This is a genomic window from Sphingosinicella sp. BN140058, assembly GCF_004135585.1.
Lineage (GTDB): Bacteria > Pseudomonadota > Alphaproteobacteria > Sphingomonadales > Sphingomonadaceae > Allosphingosinicella.
The window spans coordinates 215,741-234,057 of the sequence record NZ_CP035502.1 but is presented as its reverse complement, the minus strand read 5'-3'; the positions used below and the strand labels follow the sequence as shown (position 1 = coordinate 234,057).

The 18,317-nt window shown below is 63.5% G+C and carries 30 protein-coding genes; 27 read left to right on the top strand and 3 right to left on the bottom strand.

Annotated elements, in window-relative coordinates; translation table 11 throughout:
- Positions 1-101 precede the first annotated feature (101 nt).
- Entirely contained in the window at positions 102-593 is a 492-nt protein-coding gene (locus ETR14_RS28985; protein ID WP_206186131.1) for a hypothetical protein, read from the top strand.
- A gap of 9 nt (positions 594-602) precedes the next feature.
- On the opposite strand, the gene ETR14_RS27400 is transcribed toward ETR14_RS28985, so the two are convergent.
- Complete coding sequence (locus ETR14_RS27400; RefSeq protein ID WP_129393200.1) at positions 603-788, bottom strand: DUF3606 domain-containing protein; 186 nt, start codon at positions 786-788, stop codon at positions 603-605.
- 193 nt (positions 789-981) lie between these two features.
- On the opposite strand from ETR14_RS27400, the gene ETR14_RS28680 reads away from it, so the two are divergent.
- From ETR14_RS28680 to ETR14_RS27355, 12 genes are all read left to right on the top strand, one after another.
- Positions 982-1,155, top strand: coding sequence for a hypothetical protein (locus tag ETR14_RS28680; protein ID WP_165356676.1), 174 nt, complete (start codon positions 982-984; stop codon positions 1,153-1,155).
- Positions 1,156-1,338: 183 nt separating this feature from the next.
- The gene (locus tag ETR14_RS27395) at positions 1,339-2,853 is read left to right on the top strand and encodes a DNA cytosine methyltransferase (protein WP_129393197.1); all 1,515 of its coding nucleotides are present in this window, start codon (positions 1,339-1,341) and stop codon (positions 2,851-2,853) included.
- A gap of 32 nt (positions 2,854-2,885) precedes the next feature.
- Complete coding sequence (locus ETR14_RS27390; protein ID WP_129393194.1) at positions 2,886-3,398, top strand: hypothetical protein; 513 nt, start codon at positions 2,886-2,888, stop codon at positions 3,396-3,398.
- A gap of 73 nt (positions 3,399-3,471) precedes the next feature.
- Positions 3,472-3,837, top strand: coding sequence for a hypothetical protein (locus ETR14_RS27385; RefSeq protein WP_129393191.1), 366 nt, complete (start codon positions 3,472-3,474; stop codon positions 3,835-3,837).
- A 3-nt stretch (positions 3,838-3,840) separates the two neighbouring features.
- Entirely contained in the window at positions 3,841-4,191 is a 351-nt protein-coding gene (locus tag ETR14_RS27380; protein WP_129393188.1) for a hypothetical protein, read from the top strand.
- Positions 4,192-4,252: 61 nt separating this feature from the next.
- Positions 4,253-4,483: a hypothetical protein gene (locus ETR14_RS27375; RefSeq protein WP_129393185.1), complete on the top strand. Its 231-nt coding sequence runs from the start codon at positions 4,253-4,255 to the stop codon at positions 4,481-4,483.
- Positions 4,484-4,502: 19 nt separating this feature from the next.
- Positions 4,503-4,679 (top strand): hypothetical protein, encoded by a 177-nt coding sequence (locus ETR14_RS28675; protein ID WP_165356675.1) that lies wholly within the window; start codon positions 4,503-4,505, stop codon positions 4,677-4,679.
- 423 nt (positions 4,680-5,102) lie between these two features.
- Positions 5,103-5,438, top strand: coding sequence for a hypothetical protein (locus ETR14_RS27370; protein ID WP_165356674.1), 336 nt, complete (start codon positions 5,103-5,105; stop codon positions 5,436-5,438).
- A gap of 160 nt (positions 5,439-5,598) precedes the next feature.
- Positions 5,599-5,727 carry a hypothetical protein gene (locus tag ETR14_RS29600; RefSeq protein WP_256370221.1) on the top strand — a complete coding sequence of 43 codons (129 nt, stop codon included), beginning with the start codon at positions 5,599-5,601 and terminating at the stop codon, positions 5,725-5,727.
- Between the two features lie 22 nt (positions 5,728-5,749).
- Positions 5,750-6,880, top strand: coding sequence for a protein-disulfide reductase DsbD domain-containing protein (locus tag ETR14_RS27365; protein WP_129393179.1), 1,131 nt, complete (start codon positions 5,750-5,752; stop codon positions 6,878-6,880).
- A gap of 27 nt (positions 6,881-6,907) precedes the next feature.
- A complete protein-coding gene (locus tag ETR14_RS27360; RefSeq protein WP_129393176.1) occupies positions 6,908-7,183 on the top strand; it encodes a hypothetical protein in 276 nt (91 codons plus the stop codon).
- Positions 7,184-7,238: 55 nt separating this feature from the next.
- A complete protein-coding gene (locus tag ETR14_RS27355; RefSeq protein ID WP_129393173.1) occupies positions 7,239-7,661 on the top strand; it encodes a hypothetical protein in 423 nt (140 codons plus the stop codon).
- On the opposite strand, the gene ETR14_RS27350 is transcribed toward ETR14_RS27355, so the two are convergent.
- Positions 7,658-9,157 carry a hypothetical protein gene (locus tag ETR14_RS27350; RefSeq protein WP_129393170.1) on the bottom strand — a complete coding sequence of 500 codons (1,500 nt, stop codon included), beginning with the start codon at positions 9,155-9,157 and terminating at the stop codon, positions 7,658-7,660. The two genes, ETR14_RS27355 and ETR14_RS27350, sit on opposite strands and share 4 nt — an antisense overlap.
- A gap of 51 nt (positions 9,158-9,208) precedes the next feature.
- On the opposite strand from ETR14_RS27350, the gene ETR14_RS27345 reads away from it, so the two are divergent.
- A complete protein-coding gene (locus ETR14_RS27345) occupies positions 9,209-9,742 on the top strand; it encodes a DUF4031 domain-containing protein (protein WP_243455970.1) in 534 nt (177 codons plus the stop codon).
- 8 nt (positions 9,743-9,750) lie between these two features.
- On the opposite strand, the gene ETR14_RS27340 is transcribed toward ETR14_RS27345, so the two are convergent.
- Positions 9,751-10,137, bottom strand: coding sequence for a hypothetical protein (locus ETR14_RS27340; protein WP_129393167.1), 387 nt, complete (start codon positions 10,135-10,137; stop codon positions 9,751-9,753).
- Between the two features lie 147 nt (positions 10,138-10,284).
- Between ETR14_RS27340 and ETR14_RS27335 the strand changes: the two genes are divergently transcribed.
- From ETR14_RS27335 to ETR14_RS27275, 13 genes are all read left to right on the top strand, one after another.
- The gene (locus tag ETR14_RS27335) at positions 10,285-10,653 is read left to right on the top strand and encodes a hypothetical protein (RefSeq protein ID WP_129393164.1); all 369 of its coding nucleotides are present in this window, start codon (positions 10,285-10,287) and stop codon (positions 10,651-10,653) included.
- Entirely contained in the window at positions 10,650-11,117 is a 468-nt protein-coding gene (locus tag ETR14_RS27330) for a hypothetical protein (RefSeq protein WP_129393162.1), read from the top strand. The genes ETR14_RS27335 and ETR14_RS27330 overlap by 4 nt, the downstream gene beginning before the upstream one ends.
- Before the next feature lie 49 nt (positions 11,118-11,166).
- The gene (locus ETR14_RS27325) at positions 11,167-12,054 is read left to right on the top strand and encodes a hypothetical protein (RefSeq protein ID WP_129393159.1); all 888 of its coding nucleotides are present in this window, start codon (positions 11,167-11,169) and stop codon (positions 12,052-12,054) included.
- Positions 12,054-12,521, top strand: a complete 468-nt coding sequence (locus ETR14_RS27320; RefSeq protein WP_129393156.1) for a hypothetical protein — start codon at positions 12,054-12,056, stop codon at positions 12,519-12,521. Before ETR14_RS27325 ends, ETR14_RS27320 begins: the two co-directional genes overlap by 1 nt.
- The gene (locus ETR14_RS27315) at positions 12,518-12,754 is read left to right on the top strand and encodes a hypothetical protein (RefSeq protein ID WP_129393153.1); all 237 of its coding nucleotides are present in this window, start codon (positions 12,518-12,520) and stop codon (positions 12,752-12,754) included. The genes ETR14_RS27320 and ETR14_RS27315 overlap by 4 nt, the downstream gene beginning before the upstream one ends.
- Before the next feature lie 30 nt (positions 12,755-12,784).
- A complete protein-coding gene (locus ETR14_RS27310) occupies positions 12,785-13,129 on the top strand; it encodes a hypothetical protein (RefSeq protein WP_129393150.1) in 345 nt (114 codons plus the stop codon).
- Positions 13,120-13,557, top strand: a complete 438-nt coding sequence (locus tag ETR14_RS27305) for a hypothetical protein (RefSeq protein WP_206186129.1) — start codon at positions 13,120-13,122, stop codon at positions 13,555-13,557. Before ETR14_RS27310 ends, ETR14_RS27305 begins: the two co-directional genes overlap by 10 nt.
- Entirely contained in the window at positions 13,550-14,029 is a 480-nt protein-coding gene (locus ETR14_RS27300; RefSeq protein ID WP_129393147.1) for a hypothetical protein, read from the top strand. Before ETR14_RS27305 ends, ETR14_RS27300 begins: the two co-directional genes overlap by 8 nt.
- Before the next feature lie 15 nt (positions 14,030-14,044).
- On the top strand, positions 14,045-14,275 hold the full coding sequence (locus ETR14_RS27295) for a hypothetical protein (protein WP_129393144.1): 231 nt from the start codon (positions 14,045-14,047) through the stop codon (positions 14,273-14,275).
- A gap of 98 nt (positions 14,276-14,373) precedes the next feature.
- Positions 14,374-14,904 (top strand): hypothetical protein, encoded by a 531-nt coding sequence (locus ETR14_RS27290; RefSeq protein WP_129393142.1) that lies wholly within the window; start codon positions 14,374-14,376, stop codon positions 14,902-14,904.
- 98 nt (positions 14,905-15,002) lie between these two features.
- Positions 15,003-15,890 (top strand): RNA ligase family protein, encoded by an 888-nt coding sequence (locus ETR14_RS27285; RefSeq protein WP_129393139.1) that lies wholly within the window; start codon positions 15,003-15,005, stop codon positions 15,888-15,890.
- A gap of 925 nt (positions 15,891-16,815) precedes the next feature.
- Positions 16,816-17,313, top strand: coding sequence for a hypothetical protein (locus tag ETR14_RS27280; RefSeq protein ID WP_129393136.1), 498 nt, complete (start codon positions 16,816-16,818; stop codon positions 17,311-17,313).
- A 74-nt stretch (positions 17,314-17,387) separates the two neighbouring features.
- The gene (locus ETR14_RS27275; RefSeq protein ID WP_129393133.1) at positions 17,388-18,317 is read left to right on the top strand and encodes a hypothetical protein; all 930 of its coding nucleotides are present in this window, start codon (positions 17,388-17,390) and stop codon (positions 18,315-18,317) included.

Below are 18,317 nucleotides of genomic sequence, written 5' to 3'. Positions count from 1 at the left end.
GACCCGCCCTCACCAGCCAATCACATCCGGAAAGCCAACCCATGGACCAAACTCCTCCCGCTTCTTTCGACTATACCCCCTGGCGCCACGGTGGCTGGTACGTGGGCAACGTCCGGTACCCGACCGGAGCCATCGGCTGCGTCTCGCGCAACTACGAAGATCGGCAGTGGCGGATCGCGTGCGACCCGCGCCCGTTCGAAGAACGACCAACGTTCGCCAATCGTGACGAGGCTGCGATCGCTGAGTGGTATCTCGCCAACGGGCTGAAGCAGCCTGTCGAGTTGCCGGTCATCTTCAGGATGTCGGAGGGCCAGGTATCCGCGGTCTTCCCCACGCTGCCGTTCGACCGAGCTGGCGACCTGGTCACCGTCTACGATCAAGCCGAGCAACACAACGGCGCCAGCTTCGGCTGGTACAAGGCCACGAAGCCCGCCACTCCCGCTGCGTACGAGCCGCTTCTCACCGAACTCAGGCGGATCTACGAACAGCCGCGCAGCGAAGCTGACACGCCGTACCGATTGATCATCGCGCGGCGCATGACGGCCCAGCACCGGGCGGCGTTTCAGGCGGAAGCCTCGCGCAAAGGCCGGTAAACGGCCGTCTCAACCCTTGAGCTTCTCCGCCGCTCGGTCGAGGGTCTCCCGATCGTTGCCGTGCTTCTCAATGAGCTCACGCGCCTGCTCTGTGGTGATCCCATGCTTGTTCGCGAAGTAGCTCACCTCGTAGGGTTCGCTTCCCGACACCCGACTGCGGTCCGGTTCGCCTACATTGCTCTTATCGTCCGCCACGAAGGTCTCCTATGCTCGTCCTCGCAGAACAACGGAACCGCTTAGCCTGTGTTCCCAAGGGGCTTTCAGCATGACTCGGCTTCCAGTTTTCCCCCGGCTGAAGTGGATCGATTTCGATGCTCGGCGTGATCCGAAGACGGACGATTGGTGCATCCGATGCCAACGAGACCTTGGCAGATTGCCGCGCCGGCGCGTGCGCGTGATAGCAATCGATGGCGGCCCCTACTCCCTTCACCCAGACGATGAAGCCGCCTTCGACACGGCCGCCGCTCAATTGCCTCCCAAGTGGGAGGATCTCGGCCGCCTACTCATCGGCACCGACTGCGCGCGTGCCCACGGCGTAGAGTGGACCACCCCCATCGATTGACCGAGGTTCCACGAGCAGAGACCTGGGGCTCAGATGAGGTGGGCGGCGATCATCCTTTAGCCGCCACTTCGCGCTCTGGTCTCTCTCCTGGGTCTTTCCTTATCCCGCCCTGCGGTCACCCCTTAGGGCGGGAAAACTCCCTCGCGTCTATGAGGGTAGAGGGCTTCGCTGGCGCGGCCAGGTGTGAGCCTGTTGGACTTCAGGCGAAGTCCTCAGGAGGAAGAAAAAGTGCAAGCTCTTTCAGTCGCTCGCGTCGGCGCCGACAAGCGCGGCACGCGCCGCATTTGGCTCGAAGGCCGCAAGCTCGCCCGCGCCGGCTTTGTGCCGGCGGCTCGGTACCAGCTCTCTGTCGATCACGACTCCCGCACCGTCGAGCTGCGTCTCGCCGCTAACGGCGAGCGGCTGGTGAGCCGCAAGGCCCGCGGCGAAGAAGAGCTGCCCGTCATCGACCTCGCCAACGGCCAAGTCCTGCAGTCCTTCGAGGGACTCGAGACCGTCAAAGTCCGGTTCGAGAATGGCGCTGTCATCATCACCCCGACCGCCACGGACCTGCGCCGGCTGGAGCGCGCCGCGCGCCTTCGCTCGCGCCTCGACGGGCAGCAGCCGCTCCATGTCGGCTCTGTATCGACCGGCTTAGGCGTCCTCGCTCGCGCGATGCACGAGGGCTTGCAAGCAGCGGGCCTCGACTCGGAGCTGCTGTTCTCCGTCGAGATCGAGAGCACCTACGTCGAGCAATGCGCAAAGGCGAACCCGGTTTGGGGGTCAAAGACGATCGCGGTCGAGGCTCCCATGCAGGAGATCGCCTTCGACGCGGCAGCGCTTCTGGCCTTGCCGAAAGTAGAGGTCCTTGAAGCTGGCTTGCCATGCGTCGGCGCTTCTTTGGCCGGGCGCGCGAAGAAGTCCCTGGCTAAGGCCGAAGATGATCCGAAGGCCGGCCATCTGGTGGCTGGATTCCTCGCGATCGCAGCAGCAGTCAATCCGGCTGTGATCCTCATCGAGAACGTGCCAGCCTACATGAACACGGCCTCGTTCTCGATCCTCAGCAATCAGCTGACGGAATGGGGCTATGACGTGCAATCCACCATTTTACGAGGTGCCGACTACGGCTGCCTGGAACACCGGGACCGCATGGCTCTCGTCGCTGTCACCCACGGGGTGGAGTTTGACATCCAGAGCCTCGTCGCCGATCGAGGCGAGCCTCAGCTGCTCGGCTCCGTCCTCGAGGACGTTCCCGACGATAGCCCGCTCTGGTCACCCATGGCCTACCTTCGAGACAAGGAAGATCGGGACATCGCGGCAGGTAAGGGCTTCCGGATGCAGGTCTATGGACCGGACGCGCCTTCCGTCGCAGTTCTGGGCCGCGGCTACGCAAAGGTGCGATCAACCGAGCCGAAATTGCAGCACCCGACCGATCCGGCCCTCCTCCGACAGCTGACGCCAGCGGAGCACGCACGGGTCAAGGGGATCTCCGAAAAGATGATCGAGGGACTGGGCATCACGGCCGCGCACGAGATGCTCGGACAGTCCATTCTCCCTAAACCCTTCCGCGCCCTCGCACGTCACCTGGGTGACGCGCTGCAAGCCTGGCAGGCTGGCGTGGGTGTGCCCAAAGCCGCGCCGCGTGCGATCGCGATCGATCAGCCGGCGCCCCGGATCAAGCCCGTCCGCGAATTGGCTCCGCTGCCTCTCTTCGCCTGATTTCGAATGCTAAGCGCCGGAGGCGAACAACCATGACCACCACGATACATAGCAATGGCAGCCGCCACCTCGGTGAGCAGGCTGCTACCATAGCCGAGCTACTCGACGTCCTTGGCCAGCACGCTTTGGACCGCACTTTCGAGGCCTACGGCAACTTCATCGAGGCAAGCCCGGCCGGTACTCTCTTCTTTGGGAATTTCCACTCGTTCTCCCACGTGTTCCGGATCACCACGGACGACCCCGACGTGTTCGAGCCACTCACCGCGGCCATTCGCGAAAACATGAGCCGCGACGATTATCAGCGGCAGCTTCCGCCATACCGCCCCGAGTTGCTGACCATCGAGCGCAAGCGCTTCTCGGAAACGCAGGGGGAGGTGCTGCTCACCTACAACGGCGAACGGCTGGACCAGTACGGAGACGCGATCGTGCTCACCGATGGAGTCTGGAACGGCCATCCGGACAGCTATTGGCACGATGCAGCGCGACGAGTGCTCGCCCGTCGGCATGAGGCGAGCTGGGGCGCCTGCATCGACCCGGCCGCCTGATCTCGGGACGCCTTCGCACGCAGAGTGCAGCTCGGGATCATCTCTCTCTCAACAACTCTCCTTGGAGGAAAACATGTCCGACCGCGTCCTGAACGCTGATACCACCGACGGTGATATTGCCGACGGCCCTCTGGCACTCGCCGACGCCGTAGACATCGTCCGCGGCGGCATCGATCTGCTCGACGACGAGGTCAACATGATCCTCGACAACGATGCCTCCTCTGGCGTCCTGCGTGTAATCACGGACCGGGGCGATTTCGCGGTCGAGATCTCCCTCGCCAAGTCCTCGAAGCCGGCTGCTCTCAATGCGGACAATGGCGGCGTCTGGGGGCATCATCCGCAGTTTCCCGTCACCGACTGGCGTCACGAAGTTGCTAACGACGATACACGTCTGGGCTATTGGGAATGGGTCGCCTCGCAGATCGATGCGGCGGCATAGGAGATGCAGGCCCAAACCAACGCTCTCGTGGCGATCGGCTTCACGACCGGCGAAGACGTCGACCAGGCCCTGCATTGGGCCAGCCGCGTCTCGGAGAGCCTGGCGGGACGAAGCCGCTATCACGGAGCGCGCAACCGCCTCCAGGCGGTCATTTGGACACACTTCCGCGTCTTGGGCGAACGCCAGCACGCCATCAGCACCGCCGGAGTCCTCCAGCTCCACATTTGGGCGAAAGACAATATCGGAAGTCTGACCGCCAAGCAGCTCGTCGACGGTCGCCAGTTCGCCCGAGCGATCGGCATTCTGCACGATCGCGTGATCATTGAGCCCTCGCGGCGCAGGGTCGCGGCCTGATGATCAGCTCCAGCCGCTCATGACCATTCCATTTCCGCTTGCTGCCTAACCGGAGAATAGCATGCTCACCATCAGCAACCTCGTGGCCGCCACTCTCGACAAGACCAAGGCCTCACCCGAGCTCGCGGCGAAGATGGCCCTCATCAGGGAGGCTCGCCGGACCGGAACTCCTGGACTTGCGGAGCTAGCTCTCGAGGCCGTTCGCATGAAGGCGATCGAACTGGAGGAGAGCTCGAACGCAGGGCTTCTGCTGTTCTCCGCCGCTCACCTCGTCAATGCGGACCTGAACTGAGATGGCAGACGTTCCCGAGATGAGAATCACGGAGTATCGCTCCTTCGTCGACGCCCTTATGCGCCCGGCCCTCACCGGCTATTCCCTAGCCGTCGCACAACCGACCCTCGCCCCGGAGCACGACGATGACGGTCCCTGCGCCGGATGCGGCGAACCCGACTGCGACTTCGACTGCGATGGTCCCTATGATGAGTGACACCCACGCAGCTCGACGGCCTTCGACCTTTCGAGTCCTGGTCACGCCACTCACAGGTGCCCCGGCCTTCCTCATGCAGCGCCGGGGTACTGCTGATATCCACCGCCCGTACGATGGCGCTGTCCTCGAGCTTCCCGATGAATTTGAAGCTTACGAGACCACCGACGCCGCAGCGGCCGCCCACTACGCGCACCTGGCGGAGAACAATGTCTGCAGTGCCAAGGTCATGCCATGGGCGGGCGCGGCGAAGAACACGCCCCTATAGCTGCTCGCTCAGCGGGGCGATGCTGCCCACACGGCAATCGCGTTCAAAGCTGACGCAGGATTGATGATGAGTGTTCGATCCCATGGGCTCGATGAAAGGGCCTGGAAGGATCGCCTCAACCGCCACTCCGGCAATTCTCCTTGGAGCAGATTACCATTATGTCGACCGCCTCGAAGCCCAGCCGCCTGTATCCGGTGACCATCACCCCGTCGGCAATCACGGCCGGCACCACTAACCCGAAGGTCAAGGGCAGCGAGCCCAAGAGCTACAGCCGCATTGCCGCTTCGGTCGCAACAGCGCGTCGCACGCGCGCGCAGACCGTGATGATGTTCGGCGCGGTCAACGACAAGATCGCTCCGCTCCTGTCGATCGGCCAGCCGCTGCGCGTGCTCGTCGCCTACGACCAGGCGCCGGCACAGGGCCAGAACGCCCGCGGCGGCCAATGCATGCGGATCGTCGGCCTGCCGCGCACGCGCATCGCCCAGGCCGCCTAACGGCTCCGGGTGCGCAGCATAGCGCACCGACCGCGCTAAACTCTAGAAGGCCCGCCGGCGACGGCGGGCCTTTTATCCTGTGGATGTTTTCGGTTGCACGCCTTCCATCGGTGCGTCATCGTCCAAACATCCTATAAAGATCCAGAACATGGAGCTTGCGATGCTGCGCATCCAGATTTCGCCGTCTATGGTTATGGCCATCCTACTCGCCGTCTCACTCGGCACAACCGGCCTCGCGATCGAGGTCGCGGACCGCAACGGGGCCATTGCCGCCCTTGCTGGCATCTGACCTGACCTCAGGAACGCTGCACATGAACTCACACGCTTCAACCAACCTGACGGCGGGTCTCCTGGTGCTCGGCATGGCGCTTGTTGCAGCGCCGCGCTCTGCGAACGGGCAGGCGCTCCACGTGGACGCGTCGATTGAGGCTGAGGTCGAGCGCCCGGCCGCTGGAGATACGGTCCGCGTAGCCCTCCGCCTGGCCCCACAGCAGGGATGGCACACCTATTGGGAGAACCCCGGCGACGCTGGCATGCCAACGCGAATTGTGTGGACGCTCCCCAAAGGGGTGCGCGCGACCGATCTTCGGCATCCAGCCCCGACCGCAATCAACACCGCTGGATTCGTCAGCTATGTGCACGAAGGGACGGTTGCCCTTCTCACCAGCCTCAAGCTCGATCGCAATTGGCGGCCTGGCCAGGCGCTTCCGCTCATCGCTGACGTCTCGTGGGCAGCTTGCTCCGAGAACCAGTGCATCCCGGAACGGACCTCGATCAAGCTTGATCTCGTCATCTCGGACGGCACGGCTCGACCAACATCCACGACCGTCTTTCAGCAAGCTGCCGCGGAGCTGCCGCGTCAGCTGCCGCGTCCCGCCACCCTCCGCTTGGTGGACGGCGGCTTCGAGATGATCCTCCCAGCAGTCCCGATCGACGCATCCCGAGCGCACTTCTTCCCGGCCGAGAACGCCTTTCCCGGCTCAACAAAGCAGAGCGTCCGCAAGGCGCCGGAAGGCATTGTGGTGCGGATCTCCCATTCGGGGCCCCTGCCGCCGGTCCTCGCCGGCGTTGTGGCCGACTCGGCAGGACGCGCTTTCCGGATAGAGGCGCGTGCGGCTCCTCTCACCGCTGCCGTCGACAAGCCCGATGGCCACCTCGGGGCATCGGCAGCTGCAGCCGCTACGGCGCCTCTTTCGAACGCCAAGATTGTGAAGCCGCGCACCGCACAGCCCGCCGAACGTCTCGCGCCCGCGCCGGCCGCGATCTCCGTAGCGGCTGCACCAAATGTTGGCCATGCCACCTACCTCCTCGCCGGCCTGGCCCTGCTCCTATGCCTCCTGCTGGCGTTCGGGCGAGCCAGAAGCGTCCGAATCCCGAAACCGCCTCTCGCGCTGCGGCGAGAAGATGGCGGCGCTCTGGCCAAGCTCCAGCCTCCGCTCTAATTCGAATAGATCCATCGGAAAGCAGCCATGACCACCGAGTGCGCCTGCGGCGCCGCTGCGCCCACATTCCCGTCGAGCAATCTCGAGGCCTGCCACGCGATTCTGGTCTCGCTTGAAGCTCTCTTCCGCAAGCATCAATCCCGCGCGGGATCTCAGGCTCGGCTCTCTATTACCATGAACAATGGAAAGGAGCACACCGGCACCGAGATAAGCCTCGTGGAGGGCGTCTGGTTCATCAAGAGCGGAGGGGATTACACCTTGGTCAATCCGCTCTCGATCTCGACGGCGCGCCTAATCGGCTGAGCGTCCTGGTTGTCTGAATCCACCGAGATCGATCATCTCGGAAGGAAACCTCTCAATGTCGCGCGCTGCTGTCACGGAAGATGCCCCTGAGGAACTCGCCGGCGCGGAAGTGAGGGCGTACTGTGACTTGCATAAGAGGGTCTCGAGCGTTCAGTCGCTCCGCGGTGACCAGAAGGGCCGCGTTGTGGCTAAGCCCAGGCGCCTCGTGCTGGAGGGCGTGAGATTCGAAGTGAGTGCGGCTGGCCTCCGTCGCTGCCGAGCCGAAGGGGTGCGGAACGTGCATGCCTATGCGCGCGGTACCGTCCACGGCTCCGACGTCGAGGCAATCACGATGAACCCGGCTGCCGTGCGCGTCAGATACAATCCCCACGCGTTCTCGACATTCGTCCGCGGCGACACCGAAGAACCCATCTCCGGCGCGGCCTACCTCGCGATCGAGGGCAAGACAGCTTGGGGCCTGGGCCTCATAGCGGCTTAGCGCCCCCGTCCCCTCCGGCCCTGCTGCCAAGCGCCCAGATCGAGCTCGCGCTGCGGGCCCTTGGACAGGCTGCGAACCTGCTCGGCGCCACGGTGGACGCCCGCCTTCCGATCCAGCCACCCCCCGTCGCGATCCTGCTTCACCTTGATAGTGGCTTCGAGCCGAGCGAACTGCTGTCCGATGGCACCGGTCAGGTCGCGGCCGGATCGGTGAAGCGCCGTCCGAACCATTGATCCAATCCCACGGTCGTCGGTCAAATCCTGAAACTGTCCCTTGCTGACAGCCAGCGTGTCCGCCCGCTCGTAAGGTAGCCTCGTGAACACCGGATAATTGCCTCGGCCGAGCATCAGCTCGAGAGACTTCTCCGAAGCGCTTGGACCCTTCTGGATACCAAGCGGCGAGCGCGGCGCCAGCTTCTCTGCCGCCGCCTTCTGCATGCTCGTATCGACCACCAGTCGTTTTGCCAAATCAAGGTCAGACCAGGTTGGTCGATGAGAGTCGGCAGCAGCCCGCGCCACCGCGCCTTCCAGCCGCACCAGGGCCGCCCGATCGATCGACAGGCCGTGTTCCTTCTGGAACTCCAACGCAATGCGTGCCGCCCGCTCGGTTCGGTTGGTGACGACGCCATCAGCCACCTTCGAAACGGTGACCTCAGCAAAGCGGAGGGTCTCAGCAGACAGCCGGAACGGGTTGCGACCCGGGCGGGCGTCATAGAGGTTCTGGCTTGTCTCGCTGTGCTTATCTGCCAGCTTCGCCATAGCAACGCGATCCACCACGCCGCCCATGTCCTTCGCACTCAAGCCGCCCGGCGCCGGCAAAGCACTGAACCTCTCTAGGTCGAGTGCCTCTGCGTTCGCCTGAAGCCGGGAGACGTCTGCGCTGGCCCCGAAATCCTGAGCGCGTATTGCCGCCGCGCCACGATAGAGCTCCGCTCCGATCTGGTGCAGCTCGCGCTCGAATTCGTCATCGCGCGCGTTGACGCCCCGGAGCAACATGATTTCGACATTCTCCCGCTGCCCGCGCGAGATCTGCTCGAACTCTCCCTCTGAGATCGCAAAGAGGTCGGCATCTGCGAAGTTCATGAAGTCGGTCGGCGAGCTCTCCGCCTTCACCCAGGGTATCCGGGTCACGTCGGGATGGGTCCAGCTATAGGTGTCCTGTCGATCGAGCAGATCGAGCTGCATGGCGATCTCTGCTTCGCGTTGGAGCGACGCATCCACCAGGAGCAGGCGGGCATGGTCGACCGACCCGAGGTCCACTGCCTCGACTTTCGGCGCTCCTTGACGCGCCAGGATGCGGGCTACGGCGAACTCCATCCGTTGCTCCTCGCCCGCGTCGATTTCGAAGCCGTCCCGGCGAGTCCATTCGATCGCGATACGCAAACCGGCCTCAAGCCTGCTTGATGGCGGGTCTCCCAACCGGTAGCCGACCAGAATGTCCTGGGCAGCCCTGCGCTGCCCCTCGTCAGGCTCTGCGATCTGGAAGCGGGTCGACATCAAAAGATCCTCGGCAGAACCTGCACTGCGCAGGAAGTTCCGTGTTCCTAAGTGTACGACCGCCATCGCCCTGCTGACAACGTACCCTGTGGAAAAATCCTCGACGCTGACGATCATCCTTCCATCGCGATTGCATCATCGACCCGCAACTGCGACAATGCCGTCCACGAGGAATTTATGCGCGTCTATGTCGATGCAGCCGTTCACCCCTGGCGCGGGCGGCTCTGGTGCCATCTTTTTTCGCCTGACATCGAGGCGCTGCATGCGTTCGCCCAGCGTATCGGTATGCGCCGGGAATGGTTCCAAGATCCTCGGTCATCGCTGAAGATCTCTTGGCCGCACTATGACATCTCGGCTGATCGCCGAGTAGCCGCTCTTGCTCTTGGCGCCGTCGAACTTGGCCGCCACCAAACGGTCGCGATGTCCCGGATCGTCATGAACCGCTTTCACGGGCTGGAAGGGACCGAGCGCGAGCTTGATCCCTTGGCTGTGCACAGGCGCATAGGCTCCGCGAAGCTTCCACTACTTGAAAAGTGGCTCGCGGCCGAACTCCTCAGGTTCGCCGAGCCGCAATCCACAGCCTGAAGCGATGCCTACAAGCACTGCGACCCGTCGGCACGCACTGCATACGCAAGGGCCGACGAGGCGCTGGCAGGCCCCTCCTCTTCAGGCTCGCACGCAAGCCCGGCATAATCTTCAAGGTATCGACTTTCAGGGATGTAATCACCCACGCCGATGGTGACGGGCACACCGACAAAGCCCCAATCGCCGTGACCACGCCGGCCGCGATGGCGATCGCCACGGTGCCTCGGCGTCATGCCGTAATCGCCGGTCTTGCGCGCCGCCGTGCGGGCGTCGCGAACCGGGATCTCATAGGCAACCGCCCCGATCTGGCTTCCGGACCAGATCGGCTTCTGACGAGGCGCGGCCTCTACGGCTCCGCTGCTCAGGATGAGTGCTCCGATGATGACTCCGCGCATTTCCGTCCTCCTCTAGTTCACCGGAATGAACACGTTCGGGGCACTGCGGTTCAAGCTTCCTTTGAACGCCCTGCCCCGATCCGGGACCTGCAAGTGGGGCAAGGTACCGCGGGGAGTCCTCGCGATTGGAACATCGAGAGGTAAGAAATGGCCGAATGCAACGACATCGATCGTCTGAAGCTGGTGCTGCAGGAAGTGCGAGAGCAGGGCTACGTCGCGAATCTCCCGAACGGCGACATCGGTCTGCCAGCCGCCGCCTGGGGCATGGTCCTGGAAGTGACGATACCCAGCGCCGACACGCAAGAGTCGATGACCACCGTCCATGCGCTGGCCGACATAGCCCGCCGATGTGGCTCCCGCCTCAAGGACCAGGCATACGCCGCCGTGTTCGCCGCGCTCCGCGATCTGGACGCCCACACATTCGGGCCAGACGGCCTCTGGGTCCAGAAAACAAAGGGCATGGCTGTCGCAGACGCTCTTGAGGAAGCGCTCAAGCTGCTGCCGAGGCAAGCATGACCCCTGGCGCTCTGGTCGATCCAGCGTTCCATTGGACCGACATGGGAGACTTCGACCAATTCGAGATGACCAACGACATCGGCTTTCACTTCGGTACGCGAGCAACAGCGCTTCGTCGGGCGGAGCAGGTACGCGGCGGCGAGCCTGCGTCCCAGGATGAACGCCTCATAGTTGCCCAGCTCAGGCTCGAAGCTCCTCTTTCCCTGCCAGATCTTCTCTGCTGGGAGCCGAAGGCGATCATCAATGCCCTCGAGGATGTCGGCGTCATCAGCCAGCTCGATGCAGAGGAAGCGTTCCAGGAAGCTCTAATAGACAGGCATTGGGTGCAGGAGGTGCTGGCGAAGAAAGGCTTCGACAGCATCGTTTATGAGAATCACACCGAAGGGGGCGGCAAGAGCTGGATCGCCCTCGACCCAGAGCAGATCACGATCCGCGCTCGAGAACGTGTGGCGGCCGCCAGCTGAGCGCCGCGCTCGCACCCAGATCCACCCTTCCTTCCCAAGGAGCTGCCTGATGTTCGCCTATTCCCCGTCCCGCCGACCGATCATCGGCTCGCTCGAGCGCCAACACGGCGAAGCGCGTGCCGTGCAAGGATCCTTCTTTCTCGACAAAGGCGCGATCGACTTCGAACTTCAAGGCAGGGTCGAGTGGTACTACGATCGGCAAACCGCCACGACGGCCGGCGAGATGATCTTCATCGACGATCAGGACGGCCAGTGGCTGGCCAGCCAGATCATCCTACGAGACAGAGAATTGACCGACGCTGACGAGCTCGTCGGCGTGTCATTGCCGACACCGCGACCCGCGCTTGCTACGTATCAGATCGCGTTGCCAGCCAACGGTCTTCGGTCGTTGGAAAGCTTCTCGGCCGACGAGCGACAATCCCTTCGCCCCATTGCCGAGACCTTGGCCATGCTCGACGGCAACGCCTTCTTCGGCGCGGCTATTGGGGACGACGGCGACGACACCTGGTTCCACCGATATCTACCGGAAGCCGCCGCGCTTGTGGCTTCCAGCCCAGCGGCACGGCTCGCATCCTTCATGCGAGGCTCCGAGCCACTTCCGCTCGACGGCCCCCTAAGCGGCTTGATCAAGCCCGTCGAACACCACGGCGGCGAGCGCGTTCACGACTTCACGAGCGGGGGCCCGCGGTCCCTCTACCGCGTCGCAAACATTGAATGGGACCTCAGCGACGAAGACACGGTACACGTCGACACGAACTGCATCCTTACCCCTCACCTGCCGACCTCGATCCTGGTGGCGGTTGATCGGCCCAAGAACGACGCCGAGCCAGAGTTTGCAGACCTCCTCTCGGACGCGTTCGGATATCTGATCCGGTCCCTCTCGATCCAACCTGTCGACGAGGCTGCAACCACAGCAGCACACGAGGTGGCGATCTGATGGCGCTCTTCCAATTTTCCATGCGCGCGTTCGCTTGCGTCGTCGAGCGGACCTCGGACGCACAAGGCAGTTTCGCGCGCATTTCCGAGTTCTTGCAGAACTATGAGGTGAGCGAGCACGAGCTCGCCGGGTTCAACCCGGCCTCAGGAACAAGCATCAGGTCAATCTTCGCCCGGTTTGTCGCCGATGAGAGCAACATCGCACGCTCCACACGAGAAAAGACCACCACCTACGCGGCGGTCGACTTCGACATCGAGCTTGAAGCCGTTGATGAGGGCGAGGCCTATCGCGGCGGCACAGACGCTCTCGACCTCTATGATTTCCACCCGGGATTCCTCGAGGGCTATAATTCAACGCACGGCACGTTCTTCGATGGGTTCACTATCGACGGTCGAGGGGCGTGGTCGGCAACCTCCCTCGGCGATCCTCTCCCCGAACCGGCAATCGCACCTTTGGAGACACTATGACCGACCACCTTCCCTTGATCTACGACCTGGATGATCTCGAGCCAGGTGACCGCCGGGACGTCGAAGCTGTGCGCGAACTGCAGACAGATCTCTCCGACACCCAATCACAGCTCGACGCCTTGGCGGGCGAGTGTCCGGACATCATCGCCAAGCTCGCGCGTCGCCGCGACGCTCTCAACCGCCTGATCACCGACAAAATGGGCGAGCTTCGCCGCCGCCTCGCCGCGGCTTGACCGCAGTCCCGCAAAACCAAAGGAACCGCCATGCAGTACATCACACCCACAGGCTGGGCACGGGCGAAGGGCGCACCGGTCAAACAGCTCGGATCCACCGAGGCTGTCGTTCGGGCGCTGCCTGAGACTGGCGCGATCCTCATCATGAGCCCCAAGCAGACGCCGGAGCTACCCGCCTTGCTCGCAGCGGCCGGCCGCAAGCCATTTTCCGTCCGCGCGATTTCGGCGGGCTGCGGCCCGACAGGTCTCTACGAGATCCCCTCGCACACCCACGTCGGGGTCGCGGTGGACGCTTTCGCTGGCGTGCCTTCCGCGGTCTGGGCCGCCATGCAGCCCATCATCGCCAAGCGCTTTGCCTCCGTCGTGTGGGGCTGACGCGCGAGTTCCTGAGGGAGATGAAAGTGGATTCCGCACGTACCAACACCCGCATCGAAAAGTTTGCCAACCTCTCGACAGCGCACCTCACTGACGAAGTCCGCTGGCATCTCGACAAGATCCTGACGCCAACACCCGCCTGGCGCGACGATCTGACGATCTGCGATCGCGAGTACGGCTACTGGGTACGGGTTCCGGCTGCTGACAATAATAGCTTCGCCCAGCAGCCCGAGTGCCTTCGCGCGTGCTTCGAGCTCGCTGCCGCCGATGGCGCCAGCTGGATCTTGTTCGACGTCGACGAAGATCCGCTCTCCGCTCTGCCTGATTACGACAACGGCGCTGCATCCGTGATCAACGAAACTCCCCTGGTGCGACTGGCTCCCGCCGCCGACAAGACGCCGAAAGCCGGGGGACATCTCGATGCCTGAGTCGAAGCGGCCCCATAGCCTCATCGAGGCTGTTCGCGAGAAACTAAACAAGCCAGATGCCTTCTGGCTTGAGATCGAGGAGCGCGGCCGGTCGGGCTTCGTCACCTATGACCTTTACGAGGTCGGGGCAGACGACCTCAAAGTCTCCGTGAACAACAACACTTCCGACACTTCCGCCGGTGGGGGGGGACCCATCGACCGGCGGCGGCGCCTTTCTCCTCCACGCCGACTGCATCGGCAAGCTTCGGTTCTGCGACTAATGAGCAAGGTCACTCCTGCGTCTGAGGACGCTGCCCGGGCGGCGGGACACTCCGCGGCAGAGCGCGAAGACCCATGCATCCCGGCCGCTTGCGAAACCTACCAGCAGCTCATTGCCGGTTACCGCGTTGGCGACGGAGCGGCCCACCTGGCTCAGCGCTGGATCGAAGCGTGGACCGCTCGGCGACGCGAACTCCTGCAACTCTCCCTCTGATCCGAGAGAACCTTCATGACCGACCGCATTTCTGAAAACAGCCGCGAAGACCTTTTGGAACGCGTCGACGCCGTCTACGAGGTGACCATGCGTGTGACCGTCACTGCCAACTTGGCCGCGGGAGTTCCCGACCGTGACACCCTCGTCGCCCTTGTGAACGAGCGAGGCCTCCACGCGGACGACATCGACAGCACGCACCTCCTCGAGGTGCGAGTCGACGACGCTGTTGTCGCCGCTGCCTTCTGAACAGCCTCTCTTCCTCAATCGATTGGGCCCAGACCATGCGCGCCGGCACATTCCAGATCGAACACGACACTCCAGCAAGCGTCCAGCACGCATCCTTCATGTTCACCGCGCTCTCAACCCATCGAGACGGACTGGCCATCAGCATCGCGGTAAAGCCGGCTATTCCCGACGACGTCGACACACGCGATCCGGCGGCAGTCGAAGAGCACCTACGATTGGCTTTCGCTCCACTCCTAGAGCGCGGCTATGACGTTCAAATCCAAATCGGCTCTTCCGAGGAAGGCATCGACGGCGATGCTGCGACCGGCACCCTGCCCCTCAACAACTTGCCAGATGTCGACAGCCCTTTTTCCTCGCCGGGACACGTGACCTTCGAGGAATGGCGCGCTACCGGCCGCGACATCGAGGACCTTCGAGATCCCTCAGTTCTCGATACCACGCAGCTTTACCCCTCGGACAACCCCGACCCCATCCCCGGCCGCGTCTACGAGCCCGGCTGGATCGAGAAGCGCGCCGACGACACCTGGTACATGATCATCGGCAACTGGGACGGCTTCGCGGCCAATCTCGAAGACGCCGAGCAAGTGCTCTGGCGTGACTATGCGAGCGGCGAGGTGGGCCCCGGCTGAAAGGCCGAAAGCCCGACGTCGCCAACCAGAGTCGACAAAAGCAAAGCTGAACGTTAGCCCCGCCGGATGAGCGGCTTCTCGCGCTACTTTCTCGCGTCATGACGTCGGCGCCCCTCGGGTTCATCGTTCCCCAGGCGCCCACGCTTGCGCCAGAGCCGCCCGACGGCGAGGCTTGGCAGCACGAGATCAAGTACGACGGCTACCGTACGCTGATCGTGCTCGAGCAGCGGGCCGCCCGCCTCTTTACCCGCAACGGGCACGACTGGACCTCCAAATACCGGCCGACAGCAGCCGCGGCGTCGAAGATCAGGTGCCAGTCTGCGATACTGGACGGCGAGATCATCCTGCAGGACGCTCAGGGGCGCTCCGACTTTCATGGGCTTCGCGGTGCGCTTGCTCGTCGACCAGACAGTCTCGTCTTCATGGCGTTCGACCTGCTCCACCTTGATGGTCAGGATCTCCGCCGCGAACCGCTCATCGAGCGCCGCCGGAGGTTGGAGGATCTCGTCGGCGCGCACAACCCGACATCCTGCATTCAGTTCAGCGAGGCGGTGGATGACGGCCGCGCCCTTTTCGCCGCTGCTGACGGCATCGAACTGGAGGGCATCGTCTCGAAAAAGCGGAGTAGCCGCTACCGGAGCGGACCTTCAAAATCGTGGCTGAAGGTCAAATGCTACGCTGAAGCCATTCTCCGGGTGATCGGCACGATCCGCGGCGACGCGGCGCCGTTTGCCCTTCTTGCACGGGAGACGGCGGAAGGGCTCGAATACGCCGGCATGGCGATGGTCAACCTCGGCGGGGAAACGCGATCGATCTTCTGGGAGGCCGCAAGCGCGCTCAGCACGGTGGATTCACCCATTCCTATGCCAAAACAGATGTCCGCCGCCTGGCAGCGTCCGCTTCTCTCGGTCCGCGTCAGCTACCTCAAGGGGAGCGACAAGCTCCGACACGCAAGCGTTCGAGAGCTGCTCCTCAACGATCTCTAGAGATCAGGCTGCTTCTCGATGAGCGGCAGAGGCAGTCCGGCCCCGCGGCGCCGATCGACATCGTCCCGCCAATCCCGAGCCCGCTGCCGCATCTCGACTATCGCCAGAGCTTCCCGAATAGGCTGGCGCGGGTTGCGCGCCTGCATCGCCTGAATCTCGGAGGGGTGCGATGCGCCACGACGCGTCGCGCCGGGGAACTCTCGATCCTCAATCGCAAGGCTCGGGAGCGTGTCTACAACAGCTACGTTCGCGATCATATGGCTGCCTCCTCTATCGGAGGATAATTGTATGAGGGTGCAAACGCCCGCCGCAACCCTCTTGAAAAATATCCTGATTTCTTCCTGAGCGGGTTTACATCCCTACCGGACTGCGCTCAGGGCGCGTCGCCGCAGCAGACCGGTTCCGACTGTCGGCTCGTGTCGCTTCGTCGACCGCCGCCGCAAGCGCGGCTTTCCTGCTCTTCACCCGCTTGCCAGGTCGCGCCTCTAGGCTTCCCGGGCTCGCTGCGGGCTCCGGCCTCGCAGGCGCTGGTTTCAGGACGGTCGGCGCCTGATCCTGACTGCCCTGCTCGAGCGACTTTCCAAGTTCGGTCGCAAGCACCCCGGAGTAGTTGAATTCAGAGCCGATGACGTGCGCACGGTTTTGCTCGCCCGCAGCGTCAAGTTCCGCTGCTTGTCGAGGCGCCGAAACAGCGGCTTGCGACGTGGCAACACCCAAGGTGACGACACCCGCGAGCAAGCTCCGACCCATCCGCATACACTACTCCCACTGGTGCCTTGCGCCCGTGGCGCCTTAGTCGTTGTAGACGCAGATTGTGGATCTTTCGAGGATTTTTCTCGCCCGGCGAGGTTTCGCCGTATATATACAAGGATCCAGGCCTTTGTAGGCATGCCCTGAGTTTCAGCAATGAAGGAAAGAGGGTGCGATGGCGCTCGTCCCCGCTTACGATACCAGCGAAGCGCACCCAAGGACGACCAGCCAAGGTTGCGAGCTGATCCGCGTGGGAATCGGCTGGAGTCTCTTCCTCCTGGTGCTGTCCCTTCTGCTTGAGGCGGCTCCGCGTGCCGCCGGGGACGTGCCCTGGACCGCGGCATGGATCTTCTACCTGCCGTCGCTTCTGACGGTCTTCGCTTTCATCCGTCCGGGCTCTCGGAACGTCCCGATCGACGCGGCCCACCTGGTCCTTGGCACGGGAGCTGCCGCGTTCATTGTTCGAACTGTGCTCTACACGAGCGCGCCTCCCGTACCAGACTGCGAAGCGAGCTTCTCCAGTTACTGGCTCCAGAGCGGCGCCTACTGTCGAAACCTGTTCGAGGCTCGCTGGGGAGAGACCGGGAAGGTCGTTCCCGTCGCGGCAGGGGTTTTGCTCACCTCATTGTCGCACCTTGTCTGGCGGCTGGCCCAGACGCTCATCCGTCGCTGACGCCAGAGCGATCTTTTCGCCTCCTTCGCGAAAGCGCTCTGAAGATCGTCTATTTAGATATCACGGGGATAAACATGTCGATCGACGTCGGAACATTGCACGCGGCCGCTGGCTACGACCACGAGCATCAACTCGTTGGTGAGCTCGCGCGCGAGGCAGGCCAGCCGGGTTCTCGCCGTCGCTTGATCTTCGGCTTCACCAAGGAGCGAGCGGGCCTGTTCGGCACCGTTGCAGTCCATGCTTTGGCGATCGTTCTCGTAACCCTGCGGTTCGCAGACCCGCTTCCGCCATCCGGCCGCACTCCGGCGCTTGATATCACCTTCATCAACCTGTCGTCGGCACCTCCTGCGGGGAGCCCCGACGGCGACTCCGCTCCTCCGAAGCCCGTTGAAAAGCCCGCTGCCGAAGCGCAAGAGGTGAAGCCTGTCGAGCCGGACGTCGCCGACCCCGATCCCAAGCCACTTCCGGACTCTCCGCTCAAGTCGGAGGTGCCTGCACCGGCCAAGTCGCCTGCAGTGCTGGCCGCCCAGGCTCCGGAGGCCCGCCTTGCGCTGGTGCAGGGAACCGGATCAATTGCCTTGGGAGCCAAGACGCACGGGGACGGGACTGGTCTCGACGGCGATCTTGCCGCCGCGGTTGGCAATGCAGTCGCGACCCAGATCCGCGCCTGCTGGACTGCTCCGGAGATCGAGTTTCCGGCCAATCTCTCCATCATCATGACAGCATCCTTCGACCGGGACGGCTCGCTGATGTCTGAGCCGACGATCACCCGGTTCGTTGACGAGACCGCCGAGACGATCACCGAGCCGAATGCTTTCGAGATCGCAGCTCTCGATGCGGTAACCCGCTGTGCTCCGATCCAACTACCGCCGACCCTTTACCCATACTGGCGCGAGGTCGACGTGCAGATCTTCTCCAGCGTCCTGCCGGCCGCACCGCTCGTCATGCCGCCAGCAGATGTCGCGGACGAGCCGGCACCGGCTGGCTCACAACCTCGGGCCTGA

Coding starts and splice junctions, on each gene's coding strand:
- ETR14_RS27355 (WP_129393173.1), top strand. CDS start 7,239: ATGTCGCGCGCTGCTGTCACGGAAGATGCCCCTGAGGAACTCGCCGGC.
- ETR14_RS27350 (WP_129393170.1), bottom strand. CDS start 9,157: ATGTCGACCCGCTTCCAGATCGCAGAGCCTGACGAGGGGCAGCGCAGG.
- ETR14_RS27340 (WP_129393167.1), bottom strand. CDS start 10,137: ATGCGCGGAGTCATCATCGGAGCACTCATCCTGAGCAGCGGAGCCGTA.
- ETR14_RS27325 (WP_129393159.1), top strand. CDS start 11,167: ATGTTCGCCTATTCCCCGTCCCGCCGACCGATCATCGGCTCGCTCGAG.
- ETR14_RS27290 (WP_129393142.1), top strand. CDS start 14,374: ATGTTCACCGCGCTCTCAACCCATCGAGACGGACTGGCCATCAGCATC.
- ETR14_RS27390 (WP_129393194.1), top strand. CDS start 2,886: ATGACCACCACGATACATAGCAATGGCAGCCGCCACCTCGGTGAGCAG.
- ETR14_RS27380 (WP_129393188.1), top strand. CDS start 3,841: ATGCAGGCCCAAACCAACGCTCTCGTGGCGATCGGCTTCACGACCGGC.
- ETR14_RS27300 (WP_129393147.1), top strand. CDS start 13,550: ATGCCTGAGTCGAAGCGGCCCCATAGCCTCATCGAGGCTGTTCGCGAG.
- ETR14_RS27385 (WP_129393191.1), top strand. CDS start 3,472: ATGTCCGACCGCGTCCTGAACGCTGATACCACCGACGGTGATATTGCC.
- ETR14_RS27310 (WP_129393150.1), top strand. CDS start 12,785: ATGCAGTACATCACACCCACAGGCTGGGCACGGGCGAAGGGCGCACCG.
- ETR14_RS27280 (WP_129393136.1), top strand. CDS start 16,816: ATGGCGCTCGTCCCCGCTTACGATACCAGCGAAGCGCACCCAAGGACG.
- ETR14_RS27330 (WP_129393162.1), top strand. CDS start 10,650: ATGACCCCTGGCGCTCTGGTCGATCCAGCGTTCCATTGGACCGACATG.
- ETR14_RS27370 (WP_165356674.1), top strand. CDS start 5,103: ATGTCGACCGCCTCGAAGCCCAGCCGCCTGTATCCGGTGACCATCACC.
- ETR14_RS29600 (WP_256370221.1), top strand. CDS start 5,599: ATGCTGCGCATCCAGATTTCGCCGTCTATGGTTATGGCCATCCTACTC.
- ETR14_RS27275 (WP_129393133.1), top strand. CDS start 17,388: ATGTCGATCGACGTCGGAACATTGCACGCGGCCGCTGGCTACGACCAC.
- ETR14_RS27365 (WP_129393179.1), top strand. CDS start 5,750: ATGAACTCACACGCTTCAACCAACCTGACGGCGGGTCTCCTGGTGCTC.
- ETR14_RS27375 (WP_129393185.1), top strand. CDS start 4,253: ATGCTCACCATCAGCAACCTCGTGGCCGCCACTCTCGACAAGACCAAG.
- ETR14_RS27285 (WP_129393139.1), top strand. CDS start 15,003: ATGACGTCGGCGCCCCTCGGGTTCATCGTTCCCCAGGCGCCCACGCTT.
- ETR14_RS28675 (WP_165356675.1), top strand. CDS start 4,503: ATGAGAATCACGGAGTATCGCTCCTTCGTCGACGCCCTTATGCGCCCG.
- ETR14_RS27360 (WP_129393176.1), top strand. CDS start 6,908: ATGACCACCGAGTGCGCCTGCGGCGCCGCTGCGCCCACATTCCCGTCG.
- ETR14_RS27315 (WP_129393153.1), top strand. CDS start 12,518: ATGACCGACCACCTTCCCTTGATCTACGACCTGGATGATCTCGAGCCA.
- ETR14_RS27320 (WP_129393156.1), top strand. CDS start 12,054: ATGGCGCTCTTCCAATTTTCCATGCGCGCGTTCGCTTGCGTCGTCGAG.
- ETR14_RS27335 (WP_129393164.1), top strand. CDS start 10,285: ATGGCCGAATGCAACGACATCGATCGTCTGAAGCTGGTGCTGCAGGAA.
- ETR14_RS27295 (WP_129393144.1), top strand. CDS start 14,045: ATGACCGACCGCATTTCTGAAAACAGCCGCGAAGACCTTTTGGAACGC.